This is a genomic window from Mesorhizobium sp. ES1-6 (assembly GCF_020164775.1).
Lineage (GTDB): Bacteria > Pseudomonadota > Alphaproteobacteria > Rhizobiales > Rhizobiaceae > Mesorhizobium.
Window position 1 is genome coordinate 293788 of record NZ_JAIUGU010000006.1, and the last position, 21913, is coordinate 315700.

The following is a 21913-nucleotide window of genomic DNA, read 5'->3' on the forward strand; positions in this document are numbered from 1 at the left end:
CCTCGTCCCGAAGGCGGTGGCCGCGCCGAGCTCCCGTTGGTCCCGGAGACCGTGGAGTCTCTGGGTTGCTGGTCATGGGGGCTTCCTTTCCAGGGCCGCACCATGCGGCGCCTGGACATCAGTCGCGGGCTGGCACGGAAAGGTTCATGGAAGCCTTGCGCAGAATGCTTGCGCCCGATGCCGCCTGTTCTTATATACGCGCCAAGCCGTGCGGCGCCGGAACACCGGTCGTCGAACGGGATTTCTTGTGAACAGGGGCTTTCGTCGGAACGCCTTACGGGTCCTGAAAGCCTGCTTAGCGGAGAGACTAGAACAATGGCAAAAGTAATCGGTATCGATCTCGGCACCACCAACTCCTGCATCGCCATCATGGACGGCAAGGAGCCGAAGGTGATCGAGAATGCGGAAGGCGCGCGCACGACGCCTTCCATCGTCGCCATCTCGGGCGACGGCGAACGTCTCGTCGGCCAGCCGGCCAAGCGCCAGGCGGTCACCAATCCTGAAAACACCATCTTCGCGGTCAAGCGCCTGATCGGTCGCCGCTATGACGATCCGGTGACGGAGAAGGACAAGAAGCTTGTCCCCTACAAGATCGTCAAGGGCGACAATGGCGATGCCTGGGTCGAGGCCGGCGGCAAGAAGCAGTCGCCCAGCCAGATCTCGGCCATGATCCTGCAGAAGATGAAGGAAACGGCGGAAGCCTATCTCGGCGAGAAGGTCGAGAAGGCGGTCATCACCGTTCCGGCCTATTTCAACGACGCCCAGCGGCAGGCCACCAAGGACGCCGGCAAGATCGCCGGCCTGGAAGTGCTGCGCATCATCAACGAGCCGACGGCCGCGGCACTAGCCTACGGCCTCGACAAGAAGGAAGGCAAGACCATTGCGGTCTATGACCTTGGCGGCGGCACGTTCGACATTTCGGTGCTGGAAATCGGCGACGGCGTGTTCGAGGTGAAGTCGACCAATGGCGACACCTTCCTCGGCGGCGAGGATTTCGACATGCGCCTGGTCGAGTATCTGGCGGCCGAATTCAAGAAGGAACAGGGCATCGACCTGAAGGCCGACAAGCTTGCCCTGCAGCGCCTCAAGGAAGCGGCCGAGAAGGCCAAGATCGAGCTGTCGTCGACGACGCAGACCGAGATCAACCTGCCCTTCATCACCGCCGACGCGACCGGCCCGAAGCACCTGACGCTGAAGCTGACCCGCGCCAAGTTCGAAAGCCTGGTCGAGGATCTCGTCCAGCGCACCATCGAACCGTGCAAGGCGGCACTCAAGGATGCTGGCCTGAAGGCTGGCGAGATCGACGAAGTGGTCCTGGTCGGCGGCATGACCCGCATGCCCAAGATCCAGGAGATCGTGAAGCAGTTCTTCGGCAAGGAGCCGCACAAGGGCGTCAACCCCGATGAGGTCGTCGCTTTGGGCGCCGCCATCCAGGCCGGCGTGCTGCAGGGCGACGTCAAGGACGTGCTGCTTCTCGACGTGACGCCGCTGTCGCTCGGCATCGAGACGCTGGGTGGCGTGTTCACCCGGCTGATCGAACGCAACACGACGATTCCGACCAAGAAGAGCCAGGTGTTCTCCACGGCCGAGGATTCGCAGTCGGCCGTGACCATCCGCGTTTTCCAGGGCGAGCGTGAAATGGCCGCCGACAACAAGGCGCTCGGCCAGTTCGACCTGGTCGGCATCCCGCCGGCGCCGCGCGGCGTGCCGCAGATCGAGGTCACCTTCGACATCGACGCCAACGGCATCGTCAACGTGTCGGCCAAGGACAAGGGCACCGGCAAGGAGCACCAGATCCGCATCCAGGCCTCGGGTGGTCTTTCGGACGCCGACATCGAGAAGATGGTCAAGGACGCCGAGGCCAATGCCGACACCGACAAGAAGCGTCGCGCCGTGGTCGAGGCCCGCAACCAGGCCGAAGCGCTTGTGCATTCGTCGGAGAAGTCGCTGAAGGAATATGGCGACAAGGTCTCCGAGGCCGAGCGGACGGCGATTTCGGATGCGATCGCGGCGCTGAAGACCGCTGCGGAAGGCGATGACCCGGCCGACATCGAGGCCAAGAGCCAGGCGCTTGCCGAAGCTTCCATGAAGCTTGGCCAGGCCATGTACGAGGCCTCGCAGAAGGACGCGGCGGAAGCCGACGCCAAGGCGGATGCCGCCAAGGATAGCGACGTGGTCGATGCCGATTTCGAGGAAATCGACGAGGACGACGACAAGAAGAAGTCGGCCTGAAGGGCCTGACGGCAAGATATGCGAAAAGCCCGGCGCAGGCCGGGCTTTTTTGCAACCCTTGCCGAAAAAGTGCGGGCCTTGCCGAAAAAGTGCGGGGCCTTGCGTAAAAAGTGACAGAAAAGTCCCGACGGATGCTCGCCAGCACTGGCATCCGGGCGGCACCGATCCTAAATCGAAACAACGTGCCGGCAAACGACGCGACAATGCAGCAAGACGTTGAGCATCCGGACAGCGGGAAAAAATGAAAGCTGATTTCTACGAAACGCTGGGCGTGCAAAAGGGCGCCGACGAGAAGGAGCTCAAGAGCGCTTTTCGCAAGCTCGCCATGCAGTTCCATCCCGACCGCAACCCCGGCGATCATGCCTGCGAGCACAAGTTCAAGGAAATCAACGAAGCCTACGAGACGCTGAAGGACCCGCAGAAGCGCGCGGCCTATGATCGTTTCGGCCACGCCGCCTTCGAGCAGGGCGGCATGAATGGCGGTGCGCATGGCTTTGGCGCTGGCGGCTTCGCCGACATTTTCGAGGATATTTTCGGCGACATGATGGGTGGGCGCCAGCGCCGCTCTTCCGGTGGCCGCGAGCGCGGCGCCGACCTGCGCTACAACATGGAAATCTCGCTGGAGGAAGCCTTCGCCGGAAAGACCGCGCAAATCCGCGTGCCGGCTTCGATCTCGTGCACGGAATGCTCGGGCAGCGGCGCCAAGCCCGGCACCCAGCCGGTCACCTGCTCGATGTGCAACGGCCATGGCAAGGTGCGCGCCACGCAAGGCTTCTTCTCGATCGAGCGGACCTGCCCACAATGCCAGGGCCGCGGCCAGACGATCAAGGACCCATGCCCGAAATGCGCCGGCCAGGGCCGCGTCACCGAGGAGCGCTCGCTGTCGGTCAACATCCCGGCCGGCATCGAGGACGGCACCCGCATCCGCTTGGCCAATGAGGGCGAGGCCGGCCTGCGCGGCGGGCCCTCGGGCGACCTCTACATCTTCCTGGCGGTGAAGCCGCACGAATTCTTCCAGCGCGACGGCGCCGATCTCTATTGCAAGGTGCCGATCTCGATGACGACGGCCGCCCTTGGCGGCTCCTTCGAGGTAACGACGCTGGACGGCACCCAGACCAAAGTAAAAGTGACCGAAGGCACGCAGAACGGGCGCCAGTTCCGCCTCAAGGGCAAGGGCATGCCGGTGCTGCGCCAGCCCAATGTCGGCGACCTTTACATCCAGACCGCCGTCGAGACGCCGCAGAACCTGACGCGCCGCCAGCGCGAACTGCTGGAAGAGTTCGAACAGCTCTCCTCGCAGGACAATTCGCCCCAATCGAGCGGCTTTTTCGCCCGAATGAAGGATTTTTTCGAGTCTTTCGGCGAGCGTTGACCGCCGGTCGCAAGCAAGCCAATGCAGCCTGCTGACCGGCAAAGCGAGGCGCGACGAAAACTATCTTATCCACGACATCCGCATGTCCGCGCCTTGCCTTGCGTCATCCAGGTGTTAAGTACCTCCCAAGGGGAGCGCTGAGGAGAGCTTGCATGGCACGTGGTCACGGACTGCGGAAGGCGTTTGCCGAGAAGTTCGACGACGAACTCAAATTCTTCAAGGGCTGGATCGACAAGCCGAAGACGGTCGGCTCCATCGTTCCGACCAGCTCGATCACCGCGCGCAAGATGGCCTCGATCGTCAACCCGAAGTCCGGCCTGCCGGTGCTCGAGGTCGGTCCCGGCACCGGGGTCATCACCCGCGCCATCCTCGCCCAGGGCGTGCGGCCCGAAAACCTCTACGCGGTCGAATATTCCACCGATTTCGTGCGCCATCTGCGCCAGCTCTATCCCGGCGTCAACGTCATCGAGGGCGATGCCTTCAACCTCAACGCCACGCTTGGCGAGAGGAGCGGGATGATCTTCGATAGCGTCGTTTCCGGGGTGCCCCTGCTCAACTTCCCGGTCGCCCAGCGCATCGCCTATATCGAAAGCCTGCTCGACCGCATCCCGGCCGGACGGCCGATCGTCCAGCTGACCTATGGCCCGATGTCGCCGATCCCGGCCGGCCGCGGCGACTATACGGTCAAGCATTTCGATTTCATCTTCCGCAACATCCCGCCGACGCAGCTGTGGATCTACCGGCGCGAAGCGCATTAGGCTGTGTTGATATTCAGGTGAGGCCGGCCTGACCTGAATCTCAGCACAGCCTGGAGTGCGCCTTCCAAAAAACGCCTTTCGATTTTGCGCCGATGCGTTGATTTGATCGAACCTTGGCTGTACGTGTGCCAGAACAAGGTTGGCCCATGGCAGTGATCCCGAAAATCCTCGTCTTCGCCGGCTCGGTGCGCACGGGCGCCTATAGTGGCAGGACCGCCGACGTGGCGCAGAAGGAACTGGCGGTGCAGGGCGCCGAGGTGACCCGCATTTCGCTCGCGGACTATCCCTTGCCGATCCTCGACGAAGACCTGGAAAAGGAAAAAGGCGTTCCCGAAAACGCCCAGAGGCTCGCACGGCTCATCGCCGCTCATGACGGGCTGCTGATCGCGACGCCGGAATATAATGGCTCCATCCCGCCGCTGCTCAAGAACTCGATCGACTGGGTGAGCCGGGTGCGACGGGATGGCGGCCGATCGGTCAGGCCGCTTGCCGGCAAGGTCGCGGGCCTCTGCTCGTCCTCCAACGGCCACTTCGCCGGCATCCGCTGCATCAACCATCTGCGCGCCGTGCTGGTGCGCTGCCAGATGGAGGTTGTGACACCGGAATGCTCGGTGCCGGAGGGGGGCGACGCCTTCGACGGGGACGGTCATTTCCGTGACGAAAGACTGCACAAAGCGATGGAGCACCTATGCCGCACGCTGATCGAGACCTCGCGCATGCTGTCGACCAGGGTCGAGGCGTGACCGCCGCAACCATGCAGGCCCATTCCATGCAAGAGCGACTGATCGTCGGCCTCGACGTGCCGACGGTGAAAGAGGCCGAGCGGGCGGTGCGCGAGCTCGACGGCGTCGTCTCCTTCTACAAGATCGGCTACCAGCTGGCCTTTGCCGGCGGCCTCGACTTCGCCAGGGAACTGGCCGGTGGCGGGACGAAAATCTTCCTCGACATGAAGCTGCTCGACATCGATCACACGGTGGCCAAGGGCGTCGAGAACATCGTCAAGATGGGCATGACCATGCTGACCATCCATGCCTATCCCAAGGCGATGGCGGCGGCGGTGGAGGCGGCGCGCGGCAGCGAGCTTTGCCTGCTCGCCGTCAGCGTGCTGACCTCGATGGACGAGCAGGACATGATCGATGTCGGCTATGAATACGACCCGCACACGCTGGTGCTGCGGCGTTCGGAACAGGCGCTGCATGCCGGCATGGGCGGCATCGTCTGCTCGGCCGCGGAGGCCGAGGCGGTGCGCCGCATCGTCGGCCCCGACATGGCGGTGGTGACACCCGGCATCCGGCCAACGGGGAGCGACCATGGCGACCAGAAGCGGGTGGTGACACCGGGGCAGGCGGTCCGAAACGGCGCCAGCCATCTGGTCGTCGGACGACCTATCGTCGCGGCCAGCGACCGGCGCGCCGCGGCTGAAGCCATTCTGGAAGAAATGCGCTCGGCCTGACGGGCCCGCACGAATAGGAGAAAAGACAATGCCCAAGGGATACTGGATCGCCCGCGTCGATGTGCGCGACGCGGAAGGCTACAAGGATTACGTGGCGGCCGCCAAGCCGGCCTTCGAGCGCTTCGGCGCGACATTCCTGGCCCGCGGCGGCGACCATGAGAAAGCCGAGGGTCCCGGCCGCGCGCGCAATGTCATCATCGAGTTTCCATCGCTCGCCGCCGCGCATGACTGCTACCACTCGCCGGAGTATCAGCGCGCCGTCGCCATCCGCCAGAAGGTCGCCGACGGCGAGATCGTGCTGGTCGAGGGGATTTAGTCGACGCCTCTTGGTTTCGCCATCCTTGGGCGTAGCGACGCGAAGCGACGACCCGAGGAATCCATTCCGTGACCTTGACCAGGAATGCGGCGGTGAAGAATTCTGCCCGGTCGCGACGCTTCTGAGTCACGGGATGGATTCCAGGGTCTGCGCGCGTCGCTTCGCTCCTTGCTCCGCCCTGGAATGACGAAGTTGTTCGGTCTCAGCCAATCATGAAGATCACGGCATCAGCCTATTCGCCGCCGTTTGCGCCATCGCGTCGGCCAGGCTCAGCCCCCACTGCGCGCGGCAATATCCGCGAAAATCGAAACAGGGCAGGCCGGGGCAGACCTCGAACTCGATGAGATGAACCGTATCGTCGGCCTCCACCCTGAGATCGATGGAAAACACGTCGCGCAGGCCGAGGCCCTGGATCAGCCGTTCGGCGATCCGGCGGATCCTGGCATCGGCGCCGGGCTGGCTGTCGCCAACGGCCACGAGCTCCGGTTCGAGGTACTCACCCGCCGCCTTCGCCGCCTCGCCAGTGTCGCCATAGAGCGCCAGGCTGTCGGCCATGGTCTGGAAATCCGCGCCCGACTCGACAAAGGCGATGCCGAGCGCCTCGACGCCGGTTTCCGGCTTCAAGCCGAGAAAGCTGGCGCGCACGTTGCGGCCGGCGACATAGGGCTGGACGACGACATCGTCGCGATATCTGGCGAAAACACGCCGGCTGAGCTCCAGCGCGTGGCCGAGATCGCTTACGCGCGAATCCGGCCAGATGCCGATCTTGGCGCCGAGCCGGTTGGGCTTGACGAACCAGCCGGCGGTGGAGGCCGGCGGCTCGACCAGCCATTTCCCATCCCGGGCAAGACCCGCCTGAGGCACTGGCAGGCCGAGCGCCCCAAGCACTGCGCCGGAGCGGAACTTGTCCTGGCAGAGCGCGAAGAGCGAATCGTCGGCGCCGATTGTCTTGAACCCGCCCAGCCTCGCCAAGGCTGGCGCGGCACCGCCGCGAAAATAGGCGATGCCGTCGGTTAGCGTCCAGACCAGCGTCGTGGACGGATCGGCTCCGGTGAGGGTGCTTGCGGCGTCGTCCAGTTCCACCGGAAAAAAGGCGAGGCCGCCTCTGTCGCAGGCGGCGGCCAGCGTGTCGAATTCGGGCGCGAGATCGGTCGACTGCGCCAGATAGGACGAAATCTCGGCGGCTCGCTCCGGTGCATGGCCATCTGCGACCAGGCGATCGAGGCAAGCCTTCTCCGGTTCATGGACAAGGATCAGGGTTGGCTTGTGGCTCGACATCGATGCGTGAATCCCGGCAATGCGATCCCCCACAATCGCACAGCCGACACAAACGGCTTTCGCGAAACCGACTCAAGCCGGACGCCTGCGTGACAGCACCGCTATGGGCGTGAGCGGTGCCGGTCGCCCAGCCTGTTCAAGCGATCAGGACGCGCGGCTCCAGGCGACCATTGACAGGAATGTCGATCAGGAAGGTCATGCCACCCTGCAGGTCGAGCAGACGTTGCTTCTCGTTCTTGCCGGACCAGGCCGAGGTGACCGCCAGCCGATCGGCATTCTTGCCGACGAAGGCCGGGCAGGATGGCTGCGTCACCGGCATGGCGACCGTGCGGACGAGCTTGCCGTCCGGTCCATAGGCCTCGATGACGCTGCCGCCCCAGACAGCGTTCCACAGGATGCCGTCGCGGTCGAGCACCGAACCGTCGATATAGCCTTTGGCCGACCGGTGATCGACGAAGATTTTCGGCTCGCCGGCGGGCAGTCCGGTCGCCGGATCGCAGGCAACGCGCATCAGCAGTCCGGTCGAGGTGTCGGTATAGTAAGCGAGCGCGCCGTCTGATGAAAAGCAGATCGAGTTGGACACGGTGATGTCCGAAAACAGGCGGCGCAGTTCGCCTTTGAAAAACCAGTAGATCGAGCCGGCGCCCTTTTCCTCGCCCTTGCCCATGGTGCCGACCCAGAAGGCGCCGCAGGGATGGACGCGAGAATCGTTGGAACGGGTGACCGGATTGTCGGCTTCGATCGGGGTGTGCAACGTCATCTTGCCGGTCGCGACGTCACGGACATGGAGGCCGGTCTCGGTGGCGATCAGCTGGCGCTTGTCGTCGACGACAGCGATGGCGCTGGCCATCTGGCCGAGTTCGTGAACCTTTGTGGCGCCGCCGGACAGCTGCTTTTCCAGAAGCTGGCCGTTGACGATGTCGAACCAGAACAGCGCATCGGTGCCGGGATCGTAGCTCGGCCCTTCGCCGAGCTGGCAGACATGGTCGGAAAAAACCGAAACGATCGCTTCGTTCATCATGCGTCTCCGCCGAACACGGCGTCCCAGGCCGCCACCGCCGCCTGGGCCCGCGCGGCCACGTCGTCGACGCTCATGCCCGGCTTGAACAGGCTGGAGCCCAGCCCGAAGACCGTCACGCCAACCGCCTTGTAACCGGCAAAATCCTTCTCCGAAACGCCGCCGACCGCGCCGACCAGCGTCTGCGCCGGCAGCACCGCCCGGATCGCGGATATGCCCGAGGCGCCGAGCACGCTGGCGGGAAAGAATTTCAACGCCGAGGCGCCGAGCCGGATCGCCTGGAAAGCCTCGGTCGGGGTGAACACGCCGGGCATGGTGACCATGCCGTAGTGCGCGGCGCGGCCCATCACCTCGGCATCGATGTTGGGGCTGACCAGCAGCCTCCCGCCGGCCTGGTGAAGGCCGTCGACGTCGGCCGCCGTCAGCACCGTACCGGCGCCGACCAGCGCTGACTTCGGCAGCACTTGAACAATCCTGGCGATCGACGAAAACGGCTGGGGCGAATTGAGCGGCACCTCGATCGCCTCGATGCCGGCATCGAACAATGCCTGGCCGATGGCGATCGCCTCAGTCGGCTTGAGGCCGCGCAGGATGGCGACCAGCCCGCGCTTGAGCTTCGGGAAAGGGGCGGTCTGGCTCATGGGGCTGCTCCGGTTCTGGCGATCATGCCGTTCTCGCGCGCGGCTTCTATGAGACCGGCGCGTACTGCCTCGTCGGCATCGACGGTGCGCAGACCAAGCCCGGCAAGGCCAATCGCGGCCTGGTAGAGCCCAGCCAGCGCGCCCGAGGCTACCAGCACGACCGATGTCGCGCCGGCGCCATGACGGCGCCGGGCCGACGCGATCTCGCCGCCGATCAGCAGGCCGGACAGGCAGGCCGCCGCATCCTCCGACTTCAAATCCTGCAAGAGCCCGGCGGCGCGGATGGCAAACAGCCGTGAGGTGACATCGCCACCCTCGCCAAGCGCCTGCTCGCACCATTGCCGGAAGAACGGACTGTCCACCGCCACCGGAGCCGGATGCTCGCCCAGCGAATGCTTGAGGATCGAATGCGCAGATAGCACCGAGAACAATTCGCCGGTCGGCCAGGTGCCGAAGCCGGCAACCGCGCCATCTTCGACCGCGACCCATTTCGAGTGCGTGCCGGGCATGCAGACAAGATGCCGCCCCCTTGCCGGCAAACCGGCGCCGGCGAGCTGTGTTTCCTCGCCGCGCATGACGTCGGGCGCATCGGCCAGACGCTGGGCAAGGCCCGGAACGATGCGGATATCGCGGCGCTCACCCTCGATTCGGGCCGCGCCGCGCAGGATGGCACCGATCGGTGCAGGCACGGTCACATAGGGCGCCTCGATCCAGCCCTGGCGGGAGCCAGCCATGCCGCAGATGATGACGGGCAGCGCATCAGGCGCCCCCATGGCGGTCAGATGGCCTTCCAGCACGTTGGAGAACCCCTTTTCGCGCGCGGTGATCAGGCCATCGTCGCCGCGGCGCTCGGCAAGGACGTTGCCATTGCCATCGATCAGCCAGGCCCGGAGCCGGGTCGTGCCCCAGTCGAGCGCCGCCACCGCCGGAGCGGCAAATCCCGCGCTCACAGGAAGCCCCCATCGACGATCAGCATCTGCGCGGTCAGCATGCGCGAGGCGTCGGAGGCCAGGAACAGGACCGTGCCGATCATGTCGTCCGGCCGCATGACCTGCTTGATGCACTGCTTGGCGACATGGGCGGCCAGCGCGCCTTCAGTCACCCAGCGCTCCTGCTGCCGCTCGGTGATCACCCAGCCGGGCGCGACGGCGTTGACGCGGATGCGATCAAGCCCGAGCTTGCCGGCCAACCCCTTGGTGAGACCCAGTATGCCGGCCTTGGCGGCGGTATAGGCCGGCATGTCGGGATGGTTGATGAGGTAGGAGGTCGAGGTGAAATTGATAATCGAGCCGCCGCCCGCCCGCTTCATGCCCGGCGCCACCGCCTGCGCGGTGAAGAAATGCGGCCGCAGGTTGATGGCGAGATTATTGTCCCAGAATTCGACGCTGACATCCTCGACGGCATGGCGTTCGTCCCAGGCGGCGTTGTTGACCAGCACCGTGACGTCGCCATGCGCGTCGGCGGCCTGGGCCGCGGCCGCGCGCAAGGCCTCGACGTCGCGCAGATCGGTCTTGAGATAGAGCGGCCGCCGGCCAAGTTCCTTCTCGATGCTGTCGGCAAGCGCGGTGCTCGGCGTGTCGGCGATGTCGATGAAGGCGACCTTGGCGCCCTGGCGCACGAACCCTTCGGTCAGGGCCGCGCCGATGCCGGAGCCGCCGCCGGTAATCAGTACCGAAGCGCCTTCGAGGTCGGCAAAACGCGCCGATGGCATCATGATTGTCGTCTCCCGGGTCAACCGGCGCGCATCCTAGCCAGACACGTCCGGTGGGCAAGGGCGAAAAGACGGTTTTCCGGCTTATGTCAGACAAAAAGGCGGAGGCGACAACGCTCCATGCGGGGCAGCGCCTGAATCCGCCGCTCAGATCGCCTTGGCGCGCAAGGCGCCACGGAAGGAATCGCGGAGATAGCCCAATGTGGCGTCGGCATCGGCCGGTTTGCCGAACAGATAGCCCTGTCCGCCGGCGCAACCGAACTGGACCAGCCGGTCGGCCTGCGCTTCCTCCTCGATGCCTTCGGCGACCACGTCCATGCCGAGCCCTTCGCACATTGCGAGGATGGCGCGGATGATGTGCTCGGACGGCCGGTCGTCGAGAATGGAGGAGACGAAGGCGCGGTCGATCTTGAGCTTGTCGAAATGGAATTCACGCAAGCGGCCGAGCGAGGACTGGCCGGTGCCGAAATCGTCGAGCGAGACGCGGATGCCGACGCGGCGCAGATCCTCGACGATCTGCGCGGCCGAGGCCGGGTCGTTCATCAGGCCGGTTTCGGTGATCTCGATCTCCAGCCGGCGCGGATCGAAGCCGGTGCGGTCGAGGATCCCCAGTATGTGCAGGCCGGTGTTCTGGTCGACGAGTTGCGAGGGCGACAGGTTGAAGGACAGGAACAGGTCCTTCGGCCAGCTCCTGGCGGCTTCGGTCGCCTTGCGCAGTACGAGTTGCGACAGCGGGCCGATGATGCCGCGCTCCTCGGCGATCGGGATGAAGACGGTCGGCGGCACCGCGCCGAGGTCGCGATCGGTCCAGCGCGCCAGCGTCTCGAAGCCGATGGTGCGGCGCGTGGTGAGGTCGACGATCGGCTGGAAATGCGGCTCCACCTCGCCGGCGGAGACGGCGCGGCGCAGCGCCTGCTCGATACGGGTGACGCGCTTGGCGGCCTCTTCCATCTCGCGGGTGTAGACGACGACGCGGCCGCGGCCGGAGCGCTTGGCATGGTAAAGCGCCGTTTCGGCCTTGTTGATGAGGATCTCGGTGGTTTCGTCGCCGGAATAGAACAGCGAGCAGCCGACCGAGGCCGAAAGCCTGGCGGTGCGCTCGCCGACATCGTAGGGCGCTGACAGTATCTCGATCAACATGCGGGACTTTTCGGCCGCCGCGTCCTCCGAGAACACCAGCGGGTAGAGGAAGGCGAATTCGTCGGCGCCGATGCGGCAGACCGTCGAATGGCCGTCCATCGAGGCGCGCAGCCGCATCGCGACCTGGATCAGGATGTCGTCGCCGGCCTTGTGGCCGAACAGATCGTTGATCGGCTTGAAGCCGTCGAGGTCGAGAATGCCGACGGTGAAGGGCGCGGGATCGTCGGCGCGGTCGCTGATCAGACGATCCACCTTGTCGAAGAAGCGGCGATGATTGCCAAGCCCGGTCAACGGATCGGTGAATGCCAGATCCGTGCTTTCCCTGTTTGCCTGACCGGTGCCAAACGGAGTTTGCATCGGTGTCCCTGTTCGTCCCTGCTCTTGTCGTCGGAATTTATTTTCGAGACTGGCAGCAAACCCTTTAGGAAACGTATCGCGTGAACCGATTTTTGTAGCCGGAGCATGATCCCGAAAAATGGCATCCGGCCTTCACCGTGAACCACGCCTGGACAGGGAGCGGATGCCTTCGAGAAGCCGGCTACAAGATACGTCAAGCACATGGATTTTCAGCCGCCGGGCCGGACGCGGTACAGTTCCAGAGGGGCGCCACGGGTCTCGGCCACCGGCTCCAACCATTCCGGCACGCTGCCGCGCATCAGTCCGGCCAGGAAGCCGTCCGGCGCCTTGGCCGCGAATAGCCGGCTTTCCGGGTTGCCGCGGCAGAGCGCGACAATTCCGACATGGTGGCTTTCGACGACGGCTTTCGCGTCGGTGGGCGAGCCCAGCAAGGCTTCGAACGCCAGCAGGTTTCCGGCGACGTTGCGATGGTAGGGCCCGGCGAACACGCGATGACCGGTGAAGGCGAGGATCGGCGAGCCGAGATTGGAGATGGCGAGCACCGTGGTGGGGGCCAGCGCGCCAAGCGTGGCGAACGAAGCCTTGCTGTTGCAGGGTGCATTGATGCCGGCGGCGCTGACAGGTGCCGCGGTTTCGAACGCGCTCGATGCGGCTTGAGCGGCACCCGCCCAGATCGCGTTCACCGAGATCAGCCAGGCCGCGGCCATCCGGAGCACCGAGCCGCTGGACGGGCTGGCCTCTGCCCGCTGCCGCCATTTGGCGATCCAGGCCGAAAGCGGGATCACCGCGAAGACGATGGAGAAGGTCGAGCCGCGCACTTCCCAGGCGCTGACGAGGAGTGCCACCACCAGCAGCGCGGCGACGAGGCTATCCTGCCGCCGCCAGCCGCCATGGCTGAAGCGGAGCGCCATCAGGACGATCGCCACCAGCGGCGTGGCAAAACGCGCCACGGCCCTTGCCGGATCGTCGACGACAAGCTGGGTGATCGACTGCGCCTCTTCGATGTGGTCGAGCCATATCTGCCGCAGGCGCGGGTCGAGATCGGCATAGGGCGCTGCCAGGCATTGCGGGAACAGGAGCCCGACAAGGAGCGCGAGAGCGACGGCAAGCAAGGCAAGCGATATCAGGCGCCGGGCCGCCGTCGCGTTGGCGGCCTTCCATGAAGCAATGATTGCCAAGCCGCTGCCGGCAAGCCCGGTGACGGCGAACTGCACGACCGAGAATGTGTCGCACTGGGCCACGCCCCAGGACGAGACGGGAATGGTGGCGGCGAAGACGAGGGCCGAGGCGCCGGCGAGGCCGAGGCCAAAATCCCTGGCGATCAATCTTTCGCCGTCACCCGTGCCGAGAAACAGCAGCGCGACGACGGCGCCGAGGGTTCCGGCATAGGGCGCGCTCTCCATGCCGATGGCGAGGGTCAGCGTGGCGCAGATGCCCGCGACAAAGGCAGCCGGCCGATGCATGGGCGCCTCGAGCAGCAAGGCGAGGCTTGCCAGCGTCAGCATCAACTGGACATTGTGATGGTCCAGCGCGCCGGGAGAAAAAATACCGATGTAGTACAAGGCCGCCCCACCGACGACGGCGGCGGGCAGCACGGCGGGCGCGCCGGCGAAAGCGCGCGCGGCGCGCATGACGAAGAAGATCGCCAGCCAGAACTGCAGGGAAGGCCAGAAAATTTGCACGATGTGTTCGGCCAAAGCGGGGCTGCCCGTCAGGCTCGAAGCCGCAAGGATGCCCAGCGCGAGCGGCGCGTCGAGCAGCCGCGACCAGTGCATGAGGAAGCCGCCCTCCAAACCCATCCTGTACTGGTGCAGGTCGAACCAGCCCTGGCCCCCCAGCAGATCGCGAACCTCGACCAGTTGCAGCAGGCTGTCATTGTCGCCCGCGGGATTGGCCAGTTGCGGGAATCCTTGCAGGGCCTCGAGGGCCAGCAACAGCAAGACCGCAAGCAGCGCAAACGCAATATCGGATCGCCAGAAGCCGTGGCGCGTTTGCTTGGAAGTTTTCTGGAACATGGTCACGAGCGGCTTCATTCCGTGCGGAGCACCGCATTGTAGCGCGCCGGTTTCAACAAAGGGTAAAATCAGAACAACCGCCAGGGACGTGTCCGACGGTTTCGGGCTGGAATCGAGCAAGACAAGAAGGCGGCCATCCCGGCGTTTCCCTGAGCCTGCTCAGGCGCGCATCGGGAAAACCCAAAGCGAGGACAGGATATAGCTCAGCGTACTGGTCGCGACCGTCATCAGCGCCGACATGGCGAGCGCGGACATGCCGAGATACGCTACCGCTGTATGGGAGACGGCGCCGGAAAAGACCGCGCACCCCGCTTGCACCGCCAGATAGCGGGGCAAGGCACGAGCATGATCGTGCTGCCCGCCAAAGGTCCAGCCTCGTTGCGCCCAATACGCAACGGCAACCGTGAGCGCGTAAGCAAGCAGGCTGCCCAGGAAGGGCGAGAGGCCGAGCGAGACCAGCAGCCACGACAGGGCAAACAGAAGCAACGCGGCGGCCACGCCAACCGTCAGGAAGCGGAACAGCCGTGTCTGGACGAGGTCGGTCACGGTTCCTCGCGGGCCGGCGTTTCCTGGAACTGGCCTGCCTTCAGCCGCTTGACCGGTATTTCCAGGACCCCGAGCAGGAAAGCCGAAAAGAAGGCCTGAAACGAAATGACGATCAGGCTGAGGCCGAGGACGACGATGCGCGGGATTTCGGAATCATTCAACGGGCCGAAATTGAGGTGGGCCCAGCGCATGACGGCATAGAGGCAGAACAGCAGGCCAGCGGCAAAGCAGATGCCGGCATTGGCGGCGAGGCGGTCGGTGCTGATGGTCCTGGTCAGCCAGTCGGACCCGCGGCTGCGCGGCAGGATGCCGGTGATCTCGGCATAGTATCTCGAAATGGCGCCGAAGGTGATGAGCTGGATGCCGGTGACGACCATGAAGCAGGCGGCGACGAAGGTGTTGAGATCGAGCGAAAGATTGTCGACCACCCGCAAGGGGCCGAACACCAGCAGGGCGGCAAACAGCGAGCCAAGGCCGGAAAGCACCGCGCCCGGGATAAAGAACATCCAGCGCGGATTGTAGACCAGCAGGAATTTGAGATGCCGCCAGCCGTCGCGCCAGGTCCGCAGATGCGGCGGCCGGCTGCGGCCGTCCGGCTTGAGCGTGGTCGGTACTTCCTCGATACGCAGGCCGGCAAGCGCGCTGCGCACCACCATTTCGCTGGCGAATTCCATGCCGGTCGTCTGCAGATCGAGCTTGCGGATGCTGTCGGCATTGAAGCCGCGCAGGCCGCAGTGGAAATCCCCCGTCTTGATGCTGAAGAACAGCCGGCCGACGAAACTAAGCACCGGATTGCCGAGATACCGATGCAGCGGCGGCATGGCGCCGGCCTCGATGCCGCCCCGGAAGCGGTTGCCCATGACCAGGTCGGCGCCGCCGCGCAGCCGCGCCACGAATGTCTCCAGCGCACCGAAATCATAGCTGTCATCGGCGTCGCCCATGATGATGAAGCGCCCCCTGGCGGCGGCGATGCCGCCCAGAAGTGCCGCGCCATAGCCCTTTTGCGCGACCGGGACGACACGGGCGCCGCCTTGCGCGGCAATCTCCTGAGAGCCGTCGTTGCTGCCATTGTCGGCGATCAGCACCTCACCCGGGATTCCGGTCTTGTCGAGAAATGCCCTGGCCTTGCCAATGCAAACGGCCAGCGTCTCGGCCTCGTTGAGACACGGCATCAGGATGGTGAGTTCGAGCTGCTGGGAGGAGGCTGCGCGGACGGCAGTGAGCGCGTTCATGATCGTTGTCCAACGGAGACACCCTGTCCGGCACCGGCCGTCAGGGTTTTCGGCGCCGATCTTGTCCGATAAGGCTTAAGAAAGCGATGACATGCGTTCTCGCCTTGTCTGTAACGGCCGGCACGTCTGGCTGATCGCAATGTTCAAAACCTGCGATTGGCAGAAGGCGCCGCGACCCTTATATCGCTTGCGTCGACTGCGCTGGGGATCCGCCATGAAGCTGAAAATCGCCGTCCAGATGGACCATGTCTCCACCGTGTCGATCGCCGGCGACACCTCGTTCGCGCTGTCGCTGGAAGCGCAGCGGCGCGGCCATCAATTGTTTCACTACACGCCCGACCGGCTGTCGCTGCGCGACGGCAAGGTGTTTGCCCGCATCGAGGAGATGCAGGTGCGCGACGAGAAGGGCAACCATTACACGCTGGGCGACAAGGTGCGCACCGACCTGTCGGAGATGGACGTGATCCTGCTGCGCCAGGATCCGCCCTTCGACATGAACTACATCACCACCACGCACATGCTCGAGCGCATCCATCCGAAGACGCTGGTCGTCAACGACCCGGCCTGGGTGCGCAACAGCCCCGAAAAGATCTTCGTCACCGAATTCCCGGACCTGATGCCGGAGACGCTGATCACCAAGGATCCGCTGGAGGTGGCCGCCTTCCGCAAGGAGTTTGGCGACATCATCGTCAAGCCGCTCTACGGCAATGGCGGCGCCGGCATCTTCCATCTCAAGGAAGACGACCGCAACCTCGCCTCGCTGCTCGAAATGTTCGCCCAGCTGTCGCGCGAGCCCTATATCGTGCAGCGCTATCTGAAGGACGTGCGCAAGGGCGACAAGCGCATCATCCTCATCGATGGCGAGGCGGTCGGCGCCATCAACAGGGTGCCGGCCGAGCACGATTCGCGCTCCAACATGCATGTCGGCGGCCGCGCCGAGAAGACCGAGTTGACGACACGCGAGCGCGAGATCTGCGCCCGCATCGGACCGTCGCTGAAGGAACGCGGCTTCATCCTGGTCGGCATCGACGTCATCGGCGACTACATGACCGAGATCAACGTTACCTCGCCGACCGGCGTGCGCGAAGTCGCACGCTTCGGAGGCGCCGACATCGCCAGCCTGTTCTGGGACGCGGTGGAGGCCAAGCGCGGGAAATAGCGCTTACAGCCTATGAGGGTTTGGCATATTGCTCGGCGCTCATGCCAGGCTGAGCAGCCGTTTTCACTTTGTTTTAACCATGTTCCGCTTTTTGCAACCGCGTACAAATCGCGATGCAACCGAAGCGATTACCGGTTCCGGTGATGTTCCTGATTTGGTCGAAAACCTGTGCATCCCGGCCAGGCGTGGCAGGCGCGCCGCAACGAGCTTGGCGGTCCCTACGACGGGGTGGTGGCGCTCGCCGTGCTGATCCATGTGCCGCGCGACCAGATCGACCAGGTTCTGGCGAAGATTGCGCGCTCCTTGCGGCCCGGTGGCGCCTTTGTCGTCTCGATGCGCGAAGGCGAAGGCGAAACGGGCGGCAGATACCATACGGTCGACTGGCGTAGGGACGCCTTCGCGACTCGCATCGAGGCCGCCGGCATGGAGCTTCTCAGCCACGCCTTCCGCGTCGGCAGGAAGGAGCGGGGGTGGAATACTTTCCTGGCGGCGAGGCCGTCGTGACCCCGCGCGTCCTCGAGGCGCCCGCCCGGCATCCGGTGAGGCTCGTCTTCCGGGGAGGTCGCGAACACGGCGAGGCTTGTTGCGTGCGCAGCAGGCGAAAAGTCCATCCGACCGTGCGCGGCGTCCTCTTTGTTCCTGTATTGTTCTTGCCTTGGGCTGAAATCTGTGGTTGTCTTGCGTTGACACCGCTCGCGGCCTGTTCACACGGGCCAAGACGAGCCGCATCCGGGGGCAAAACATGGTGGCGCGGGTTCGTACGGTCGCTTTCCAGGGCATCGAGGCCGTGCCGGTCGACGTGCAGGTGATGATCGCGCCCGGCAAGGTTAACATGCATATCGTCGGCCTGCCCGACAAGGCGGTGGCCGAAAGCCGCGAGCGGGTGCAGGCGGCGCTGCATGCGTCAGGCCTGTCGATGCCGTCGAAGAAGGTGACGGTCAACCTCGCTCCGGCCGACCTGCCGAAGGAAGGCAGCCACTACGATTTGCCGATCGCGCTCGGCCTGATGGCGGCACTTGGCGCCATTCCGGGCGACATGCTGGCCGGCTATGTCGTGCTGGGCGAACTGTCGCTCGATGGCACGATCACGGCGGTGGCCGGCGCCTTGCCGGCGGCGATCGGTGCCAATGCCGAGGGCAAGGGGCTGATCTGTCCCTTCGCCTGCGGGCCGGAAGCGGCTTGGGCGGGAAAAGATTTTGATATCCTCGCGCCGCGCAGCCTGATTGCGATCGCCAATCATTTCCGCGGCACGCAGGTGCTGTCGCGCCCCGAAGCCGGCATCCGCGCCGCGCCGCGCGACCTGCCCGACCTTGCCGACATCAAGGGCCAGGAGACGGCCAAGCGGGCGCTGGAAGTGGCCGCCGCCGGTGGCCACAATCTGCTGATGATCGGCCCGCCAGGTTCAGGCAAATCGATGCTGGCGCAGCGGCTGCCGTCGATCCTGCCGCCGCTGGCGCCGAAGGAATTGCTGGAGGTCTCGATGATCGCCTCGGTGGCGGGCGAACTCGGCGAAGGCAAGCTGACTGATCGGCGGCCGTTCCGGGCGCCGCATCATTCGGCCTCGATGGCGGCGATGGTCGGCGGCGGCCTGCGTGCGCGGCCGGGCGAAGTGTCGCTTGCCCATCATGGCGTGCTGTTCCTCGACGAATTCCCCGAATTCACGCCGCAAACGCTCGATGCGTTGCGCCAGCCGCTGGAGACCGGCGACTGCATGATCGCGCGCGCCAACCACCGCGTCACCTATCCGGCGCGCATCCAGCTGGTGGCGGCGATGAACCCGTGCCGCTGCGGCATGGCCGGCGAGCCCGGCTATCGCTGCCTGCGCGGCGAACGCTGCCGCACCGACTATCAGGCGCGCATCTCCGGCCCGCTGCTCGACCGCATCGATCTCAGGATCGAAGTGCCGGCGGTTTCGGCCAGCGACCTGATCCGGCCCGACCGGGCGGAGAAGAGCGCGGACGTTGCACTGCGCGTCGGCCGCGCCCGCGCCCTCCAGCGCGAGCGTTTCGAGCGGCTCGGCGTCAGCAGCGCCACCACCAATGCGCATTGTTCTCCGGCAATCATCGAGACAATCGCGATGCCGGATGCGGCAGGCCTGTCGCTGCTCAAGGATGCCAGCGAAAAACTCGCTTTTTCGGCGCGGGCCTATCACCGCGTGCTGAAAGTGGCACGAACGCTGGCCGACCTCGATGCCAGCGAAACCGTCGGCCGCATCCATCTGGCCGAGGCGATTTCCTACCGGATGAGTGCGGAGCGCGTGGCGCAGGCGGCGTAGGCGCTTTGGGCCGTCCTGCTTTTCAGGCTCTATCGCGCGCTTTCAGCTCGAGCCGCCGCGCGTGCAGCACCGGCTCGGTGTAGCCATTCGGCTGGCTCGTTCCCTTGAACACCAGGTCGCATGCGGCCTGGAAGGCGATGGACTTGTCGAAGTCGGCGGCCATGGGCTGATAGAGCGGGTCGCCGACATTTTGCAGATCGACGATCGCCGCCATGCGTTGCAGCGAATCCCGCACCTGGATTTCCGTGCACACTTTGTGGCGCAGCCAGTTGGCGATGTGCTGCGAGGAGATGCGCAGCGTGGCGCGGTCTTCCATCAGACCGACATCGTTGATGTCGGGCACCTTGGAGCAGCCGACGCCCTGGTCGATCCAGCGCACGACGTAACCCAGAATGCCCTGCGCGTTGTTGTCGAGCTCGCGCTGGATCTCGTCGGGCGTCCAGTTCGGCCGCACGGCCACCGGCACCGACAATATATCGTCGAGCTTGGCCTTCGGCCGGCTCTTCAACGCCGCCTGGACGGCATGGACATCGACCTTTTGATAATGCGTGGCGTGCAGGGTCGCCGCCGTCGGCGACGGCACCCAGGCGGTGTTGGCGCCGGCCTTGGGATGGGCGATCTTCTGTTCCAGCATCGCCGCCATCAAATCCGGCATCGCCCACATGCCCTTGCCTATCTGGGCGTGGCCAGCGAGGCCGCATTCCAAGCCCATATCGACATTCCAGGCCTCGTAGGCGGAAATCCAGGCGGCCTGCTTCATGTCGCCCTTGCGGATCATCGGGCCGGCTTCCATCGAGGTGTGGATCTCGTCGCCGGTGCGGTCGAGGAAACCGGTGTTGATGAACACCACGCGCTCGCGTGCCGCGCGGATCGCCTCCTTGAGATTGATGGTGGTGCGCCGCTCCTCGTCCATGATGCCCATCTTGATGGTGTTTTTGGCCATGCCGAGCAGTGCCTCGACGCGGTCGAAGATCTCGACGGCGAAGGCGACTTCCTCCGGCCCGTGCATCTTGGGCTTCACGACATACATCGAGCCGGCGCGGGAGTTCATCCGCCGTCCCTTCGGCCCGACATCGTGCAGCGCGATCAGCGCCGTCATCGCCGCGTCCATGATGCCTTCCGGCACCTCGTTGCCGTCGCGATCCAGGATCGCCGGATTGGTCATGAGGTGGCCGACATTCCTGACCAGCATCAGCGAGCGGCCAGGCACGGTGAGCTGGCCCCCGGCGGGCGCGGTGTAGGCGCGGTCGGGATTGAGCCTGCGGACAAAGCTCTTGCCGCCCTTGCTGATCTCTTCGGCGAGGTCGCCCTTCATCAGGCCGAGCCAGTTGCGGTAGACGACGACCTTGTCCTGCGCATCCACCGCTGCGACCGAATCCTCGCAGTCCTGGATGGTGGTCAGCGCCGATTCCAGGATGACGTCGGCGATGCCGGCCGGATCGGTGCGGCCGATCTGGTTGGCCCGGTCGACAACGATCTCGACGTGCAATCCGTTTTTCACCAGCAGCACGGCTTCAGGGTTGGCCGCGTCGCCGCGATAGCCGACGAATTGCCTGGGATCGGCCAGCGTCGTCGAGCCGGCGCCGGCGCCGAGCTTCAGGGCGCCGTTGGCCACCGACAGGCCGTTGACCCCTGCCCATTTGCCCGAGGTGAGCGGCACCGACTGGTCGAGAAAGTCCTTGGCCCAGGCGATGACCTTGGCGCCGCGCGCCGGGTTGAAGCCCTTGCCCTTCCCGGCACCATCCGTTTCGGGAATGGCATCGGTGCCGTAGAGCGCATCGTAGAGCGAGCCCCAGCGCGCATTGGCGGCGTTGAGCGCATAGCGCGCGTTCATCACAGGCACGACGAGCTGCGGCCCGGCGACGACGGCGATCTCCGGATCGACATTTTCGGTCGAGACGCTGAAGGCCGGCCCTTCCGGCACGAGATAGCCAATCTCCTTCAGGAACGCCTTGTAGGCCTCCATGTCGATGGGCGCGCCATTGTCGCGGTACCAGCCGTCGAGCTTTTCCTGCAGGGCATCGCGTTTTGCCAGCAGCGCCCGGTTCTTCGGGGCAAGATCGTGGACGATGGCAGAAAAACCGTCCCAGAACCGCGCCGCTTCGATGCCGGTGCCGGGCAATGCCTCGTTGACGACGAAGTCAGTGAGCTCGCGGGCAATCCGCAGTCCGGCGATCTCGACACGATCGGTCATCAGGCTGTCTCCAGATATCAGGCGTTGCCGGGCTTTGGCATGTCAGGGTTGCATGGTCAATTCAGCTTAGGTTGAAGGCGGGTCGCAACAGCGTCCTTCTCCCCGTTCTACGGGGAGAAGATGGCGGCGGCCAGATGAGGGGCGGCGCGGAGGTAGGTGAGGTGGCGGGGCGGCGAAACTGCGTTGGCTGGCGCTGCCCCTCATCCGCCCTTCGGG

The 21913-nt window shown here is 65.0% G+C and carries 18 protein-coding genes and 1 pseudogene; 9 read left to right on the forward strand and 10 right to left on the reverse strand.

Features of this window, described 5'->3' with window-relative positions; all coding sequences use genetic code 11:
• Window positions 1-315: 315 nt before the first annotated feature.
• The 6 genes from dnaK to LB564_RS17795 all read left to right on the forward strand — a co-directional run bounded on the left by dnaK (window position 316) and on the right by LB564_RS17795 (window position 6131).
• The gene (gene dnaK / locus LB564_RS17770) at window positions 316-2232 is read left to right on the forward strand and encodes a molecular chaperone DnaK (RefSeq protein WP_224539657.1); all 1917 of its coding nucleotides are present in this window, start codon (window positions 316-318) and stop codon (window positions 2230-2232) included.
• Between the two features lie 241 nt (window positions 2233-2473).
• Window positions 2474-3604 carry a molecular chaperone DnaJ gene (gene dnaJ, locus LB564_RS17775; protein ID WP_140703410.1) on the forward strand — a complete coding sequence of 377 codons (1131 nt, stop codon included), beginning with the start codon at window positions 2474-2476 and terminating at the stop codon, window positions 3602-3604.
• Between the two features lie 152 nt (window positions 3605-3756).
• The gene (pmtA, locus tag LB564_RS17780) at window positions 3757-4362 is read left to right on the forward strand and encodes a phospholipid N-methyltransferase PmtA (RefSeq protein WP_140506955.1); all 606 of its coding nucleotides are present in this window, start codon (window positions 3757-3759) and stop codon (window positions 4360-4362) included.
• Between the two features lie 146 nt (window positions 4363-4508).
• Window positions 4509-5105: an NADPH-dependent FMN reductase gene (locus tag LB564_RS17785; protein ID WP_224539659.1), complete on the forward strand. Its 597-nt coding sequence runs from the start codon at window positions 4509-4511 to the stop codon at window positions 5103-5105.
• Window positions 5106-5116: 11 nt separating this feature from the next.
• The gene (gene pyrF, locus LB564_RS17790) at window positions 5117-5815 is read left to right on the forward strand and encodes an orotidine-5'-phosphate decarboxylase (protein ID WP_263491119.1); all 699 of its coding nucleotides are present in this window, start codon (window positions 5117-5119) and stop codon (window positions 5813-5815) included.
• Between the two features lie 28 nt (window positions 5816-5843).
• Window positions 5844-6131: a DUF1330 domain-containing protein gene (locus LB564_RS17795; protein WP_140733522.1), complete on the forward strand. Its 288-nt coding sequence runs from the start codon at window positions 5844-5846 to the stop codon at window positions 6129-6131.
• 219 nt (window positions 6132-6350) lie between these two features.
• On the opposite strand, the gene LB564_RS17800 is transcribed toward LB564_RS17795, so the two are convergent.
• From LB564_RS17800 to LB564_RS17840, 9 genes are all read right to left on the reverse strand, one after another.
• The gene (locus LB564_RS17800; RefSeq protein ID WP_224539662.1) at window positions 6351-7409 is read right to left on the reverse strand and encodes a D-alanine:D-lactate ligase-like protein; all 1059 of its coding nucleotides are present in this window, start codon (window positions 7407-7409) and stop codon (window positions 6351-6353) included.
• A gap of 136 nt (window positions 7410-7545) precedes the next feature.
• Entirely contained in the window at window positions 7546-8427 is an 882-nt protein-coding gene (locus LB564_RS17805; protein WP_224539664.1) for an SMP-30/gluconolactonase/LRE family protein, read from the reverse strand.
• On the reverse strand, window positions 8427-9068 hold the full coding sequence (locus tag LB564_RS17810; RefSeq protein ID WP_140703417.1) for a 2-dehydro-3-deoxy-6-phosphogalactonate aldolase: 642 nt from the start codon (window positions 9066-9068) through the stop codon (window positions 8427-8429). The genes LB564_RS17805 and LB564_RS17810 overlap by 1 nt, the downstream gene beginning before the upstream one ends.
• Window positions 9065-10018 (reverse strand): 2-dehydro-3-deoxygalactonokinase, encoded by a 954-nt coding sequence (locus LB564_RS17815; protein ID WP_224539667.1) that lies wholly within the window; start codon window positions 10016-10018, stop codon window positions 9065-9067. Before LB564_RS17815 ends, LB564_RS17810 begins: the two co-directional genes overlap by 4 nt.
• The gene (locus LB564_RS17820) at window positions 10015-10782 is read right to left on the reverse strand and encodes an SDR family NAD(P)-dependent oxidoreductase (RefSeq protein ID WP_224539668.1); all 768 of its coding nucleotides are present in this window, start codon (window positions 10780-10782) and stop codon (window positions 10015-10017) included. Before LB564_RS17820 ends, LB564_RS17815 begins: the two co-directional genes overlap by 4 nt.
• Window positions 10783-10926: 144 nt before the next feature.
• On the reverse strand, window positions 10927-12276 hold the full coding sequence (locus LB564_RS17825) for a putative bifunctional diguanylate cyclase/phosphodiesterase (RefSeq protein ID WP_224539670.1): 1350 nt from the start codon (window positions 12274-12276) through the stop codon (window positions 10927-10929).
• Window positions 12277-12485: 209 nt separating this feature from the next.
• Window positions 12486-14291, reverse strand: coding sequence for a GtrA family protein (locus LB564_RS17830; RefSeq protein WP_224539672.1), 1806 nt, complete (start codon window positions 14289-14291; stop codon window positions 12486-12488).
• A 159-nt stretch (window positions 14292-14450) separates the two neighbouring features.
• Entirely contained in the window at window positions 14451-14837 is a 387-nt protein-coding gene (locus tag LB564_RS17835; protein WP_224539674.1) for a GtrA family protein, read from the reverse strand.
• Entirely contained in the window at window positions 14834-16069 is a 1236-nt protein-coding gene (locus LB564_RS17840) for a glycosyltransferase family 2 protein (RefSeq protein ID WP_224539675.1), read from the reverse strand. The genes LB564_RS17835 and LB564_RS17840 overlap by 4 nt, the downstream gene beginning before the upstream one ends.
• Before the next feature lie 214 nt (window positions 16070-16283).
• On the opposite strand from LB564_RS17840, the gene gshB reads away from it, so the two are divergent.
• From gshB to LB564_RS17855, 3 genes and pseudogenes are all read left to right on the forward strand, one after another.
• Window positions 16284-17228, forward strand: coding sequence for a glutathione synthase (gene gshB, locus LB564_RS17845; protein ID WP_224539677.1), 945 nt, complete (start codon window positions 16284-16286; stop codon window positions 17226-17228).
• 201 nt (window positions 17229-17429) lie between these two features.
• Window positions 17430-17732 (forward strand): annotated as a pseudogene (locus tag LB564_RS17850) (methyltransferase domain-containing protein); the annotation flags it as partial.
• Between the two features lie 238 nt (window positions 17733-17970).
• Window positions 17971-19503, forward strand: coding sequence for a YifB family Mg chelatase-like AAA ATPase (locus tag LB564_RS17855; protein WP_140703434.1), 1533 nt, complete (start codon window positions 17971-17973; stop codon window positions 19501-19503).
• A 22-nt stretch (window positions 19504-19525) separates the two neighbouring features.
• On the opposite strand, the gene LB564_RS17860 is transcribed toward LB564_RS17855, so the two are convergent.
• A complete protein-coding gene (locus LB564_RS17860; protein WP_224539679.1) occupies window positions 19526-21697 on the reverse strand; it encodes a malate synthase G in 2172 nt (723 codons plus the stop codon).
• Window positions 21698-21913 lie beyond the last annotated feature (216 nt).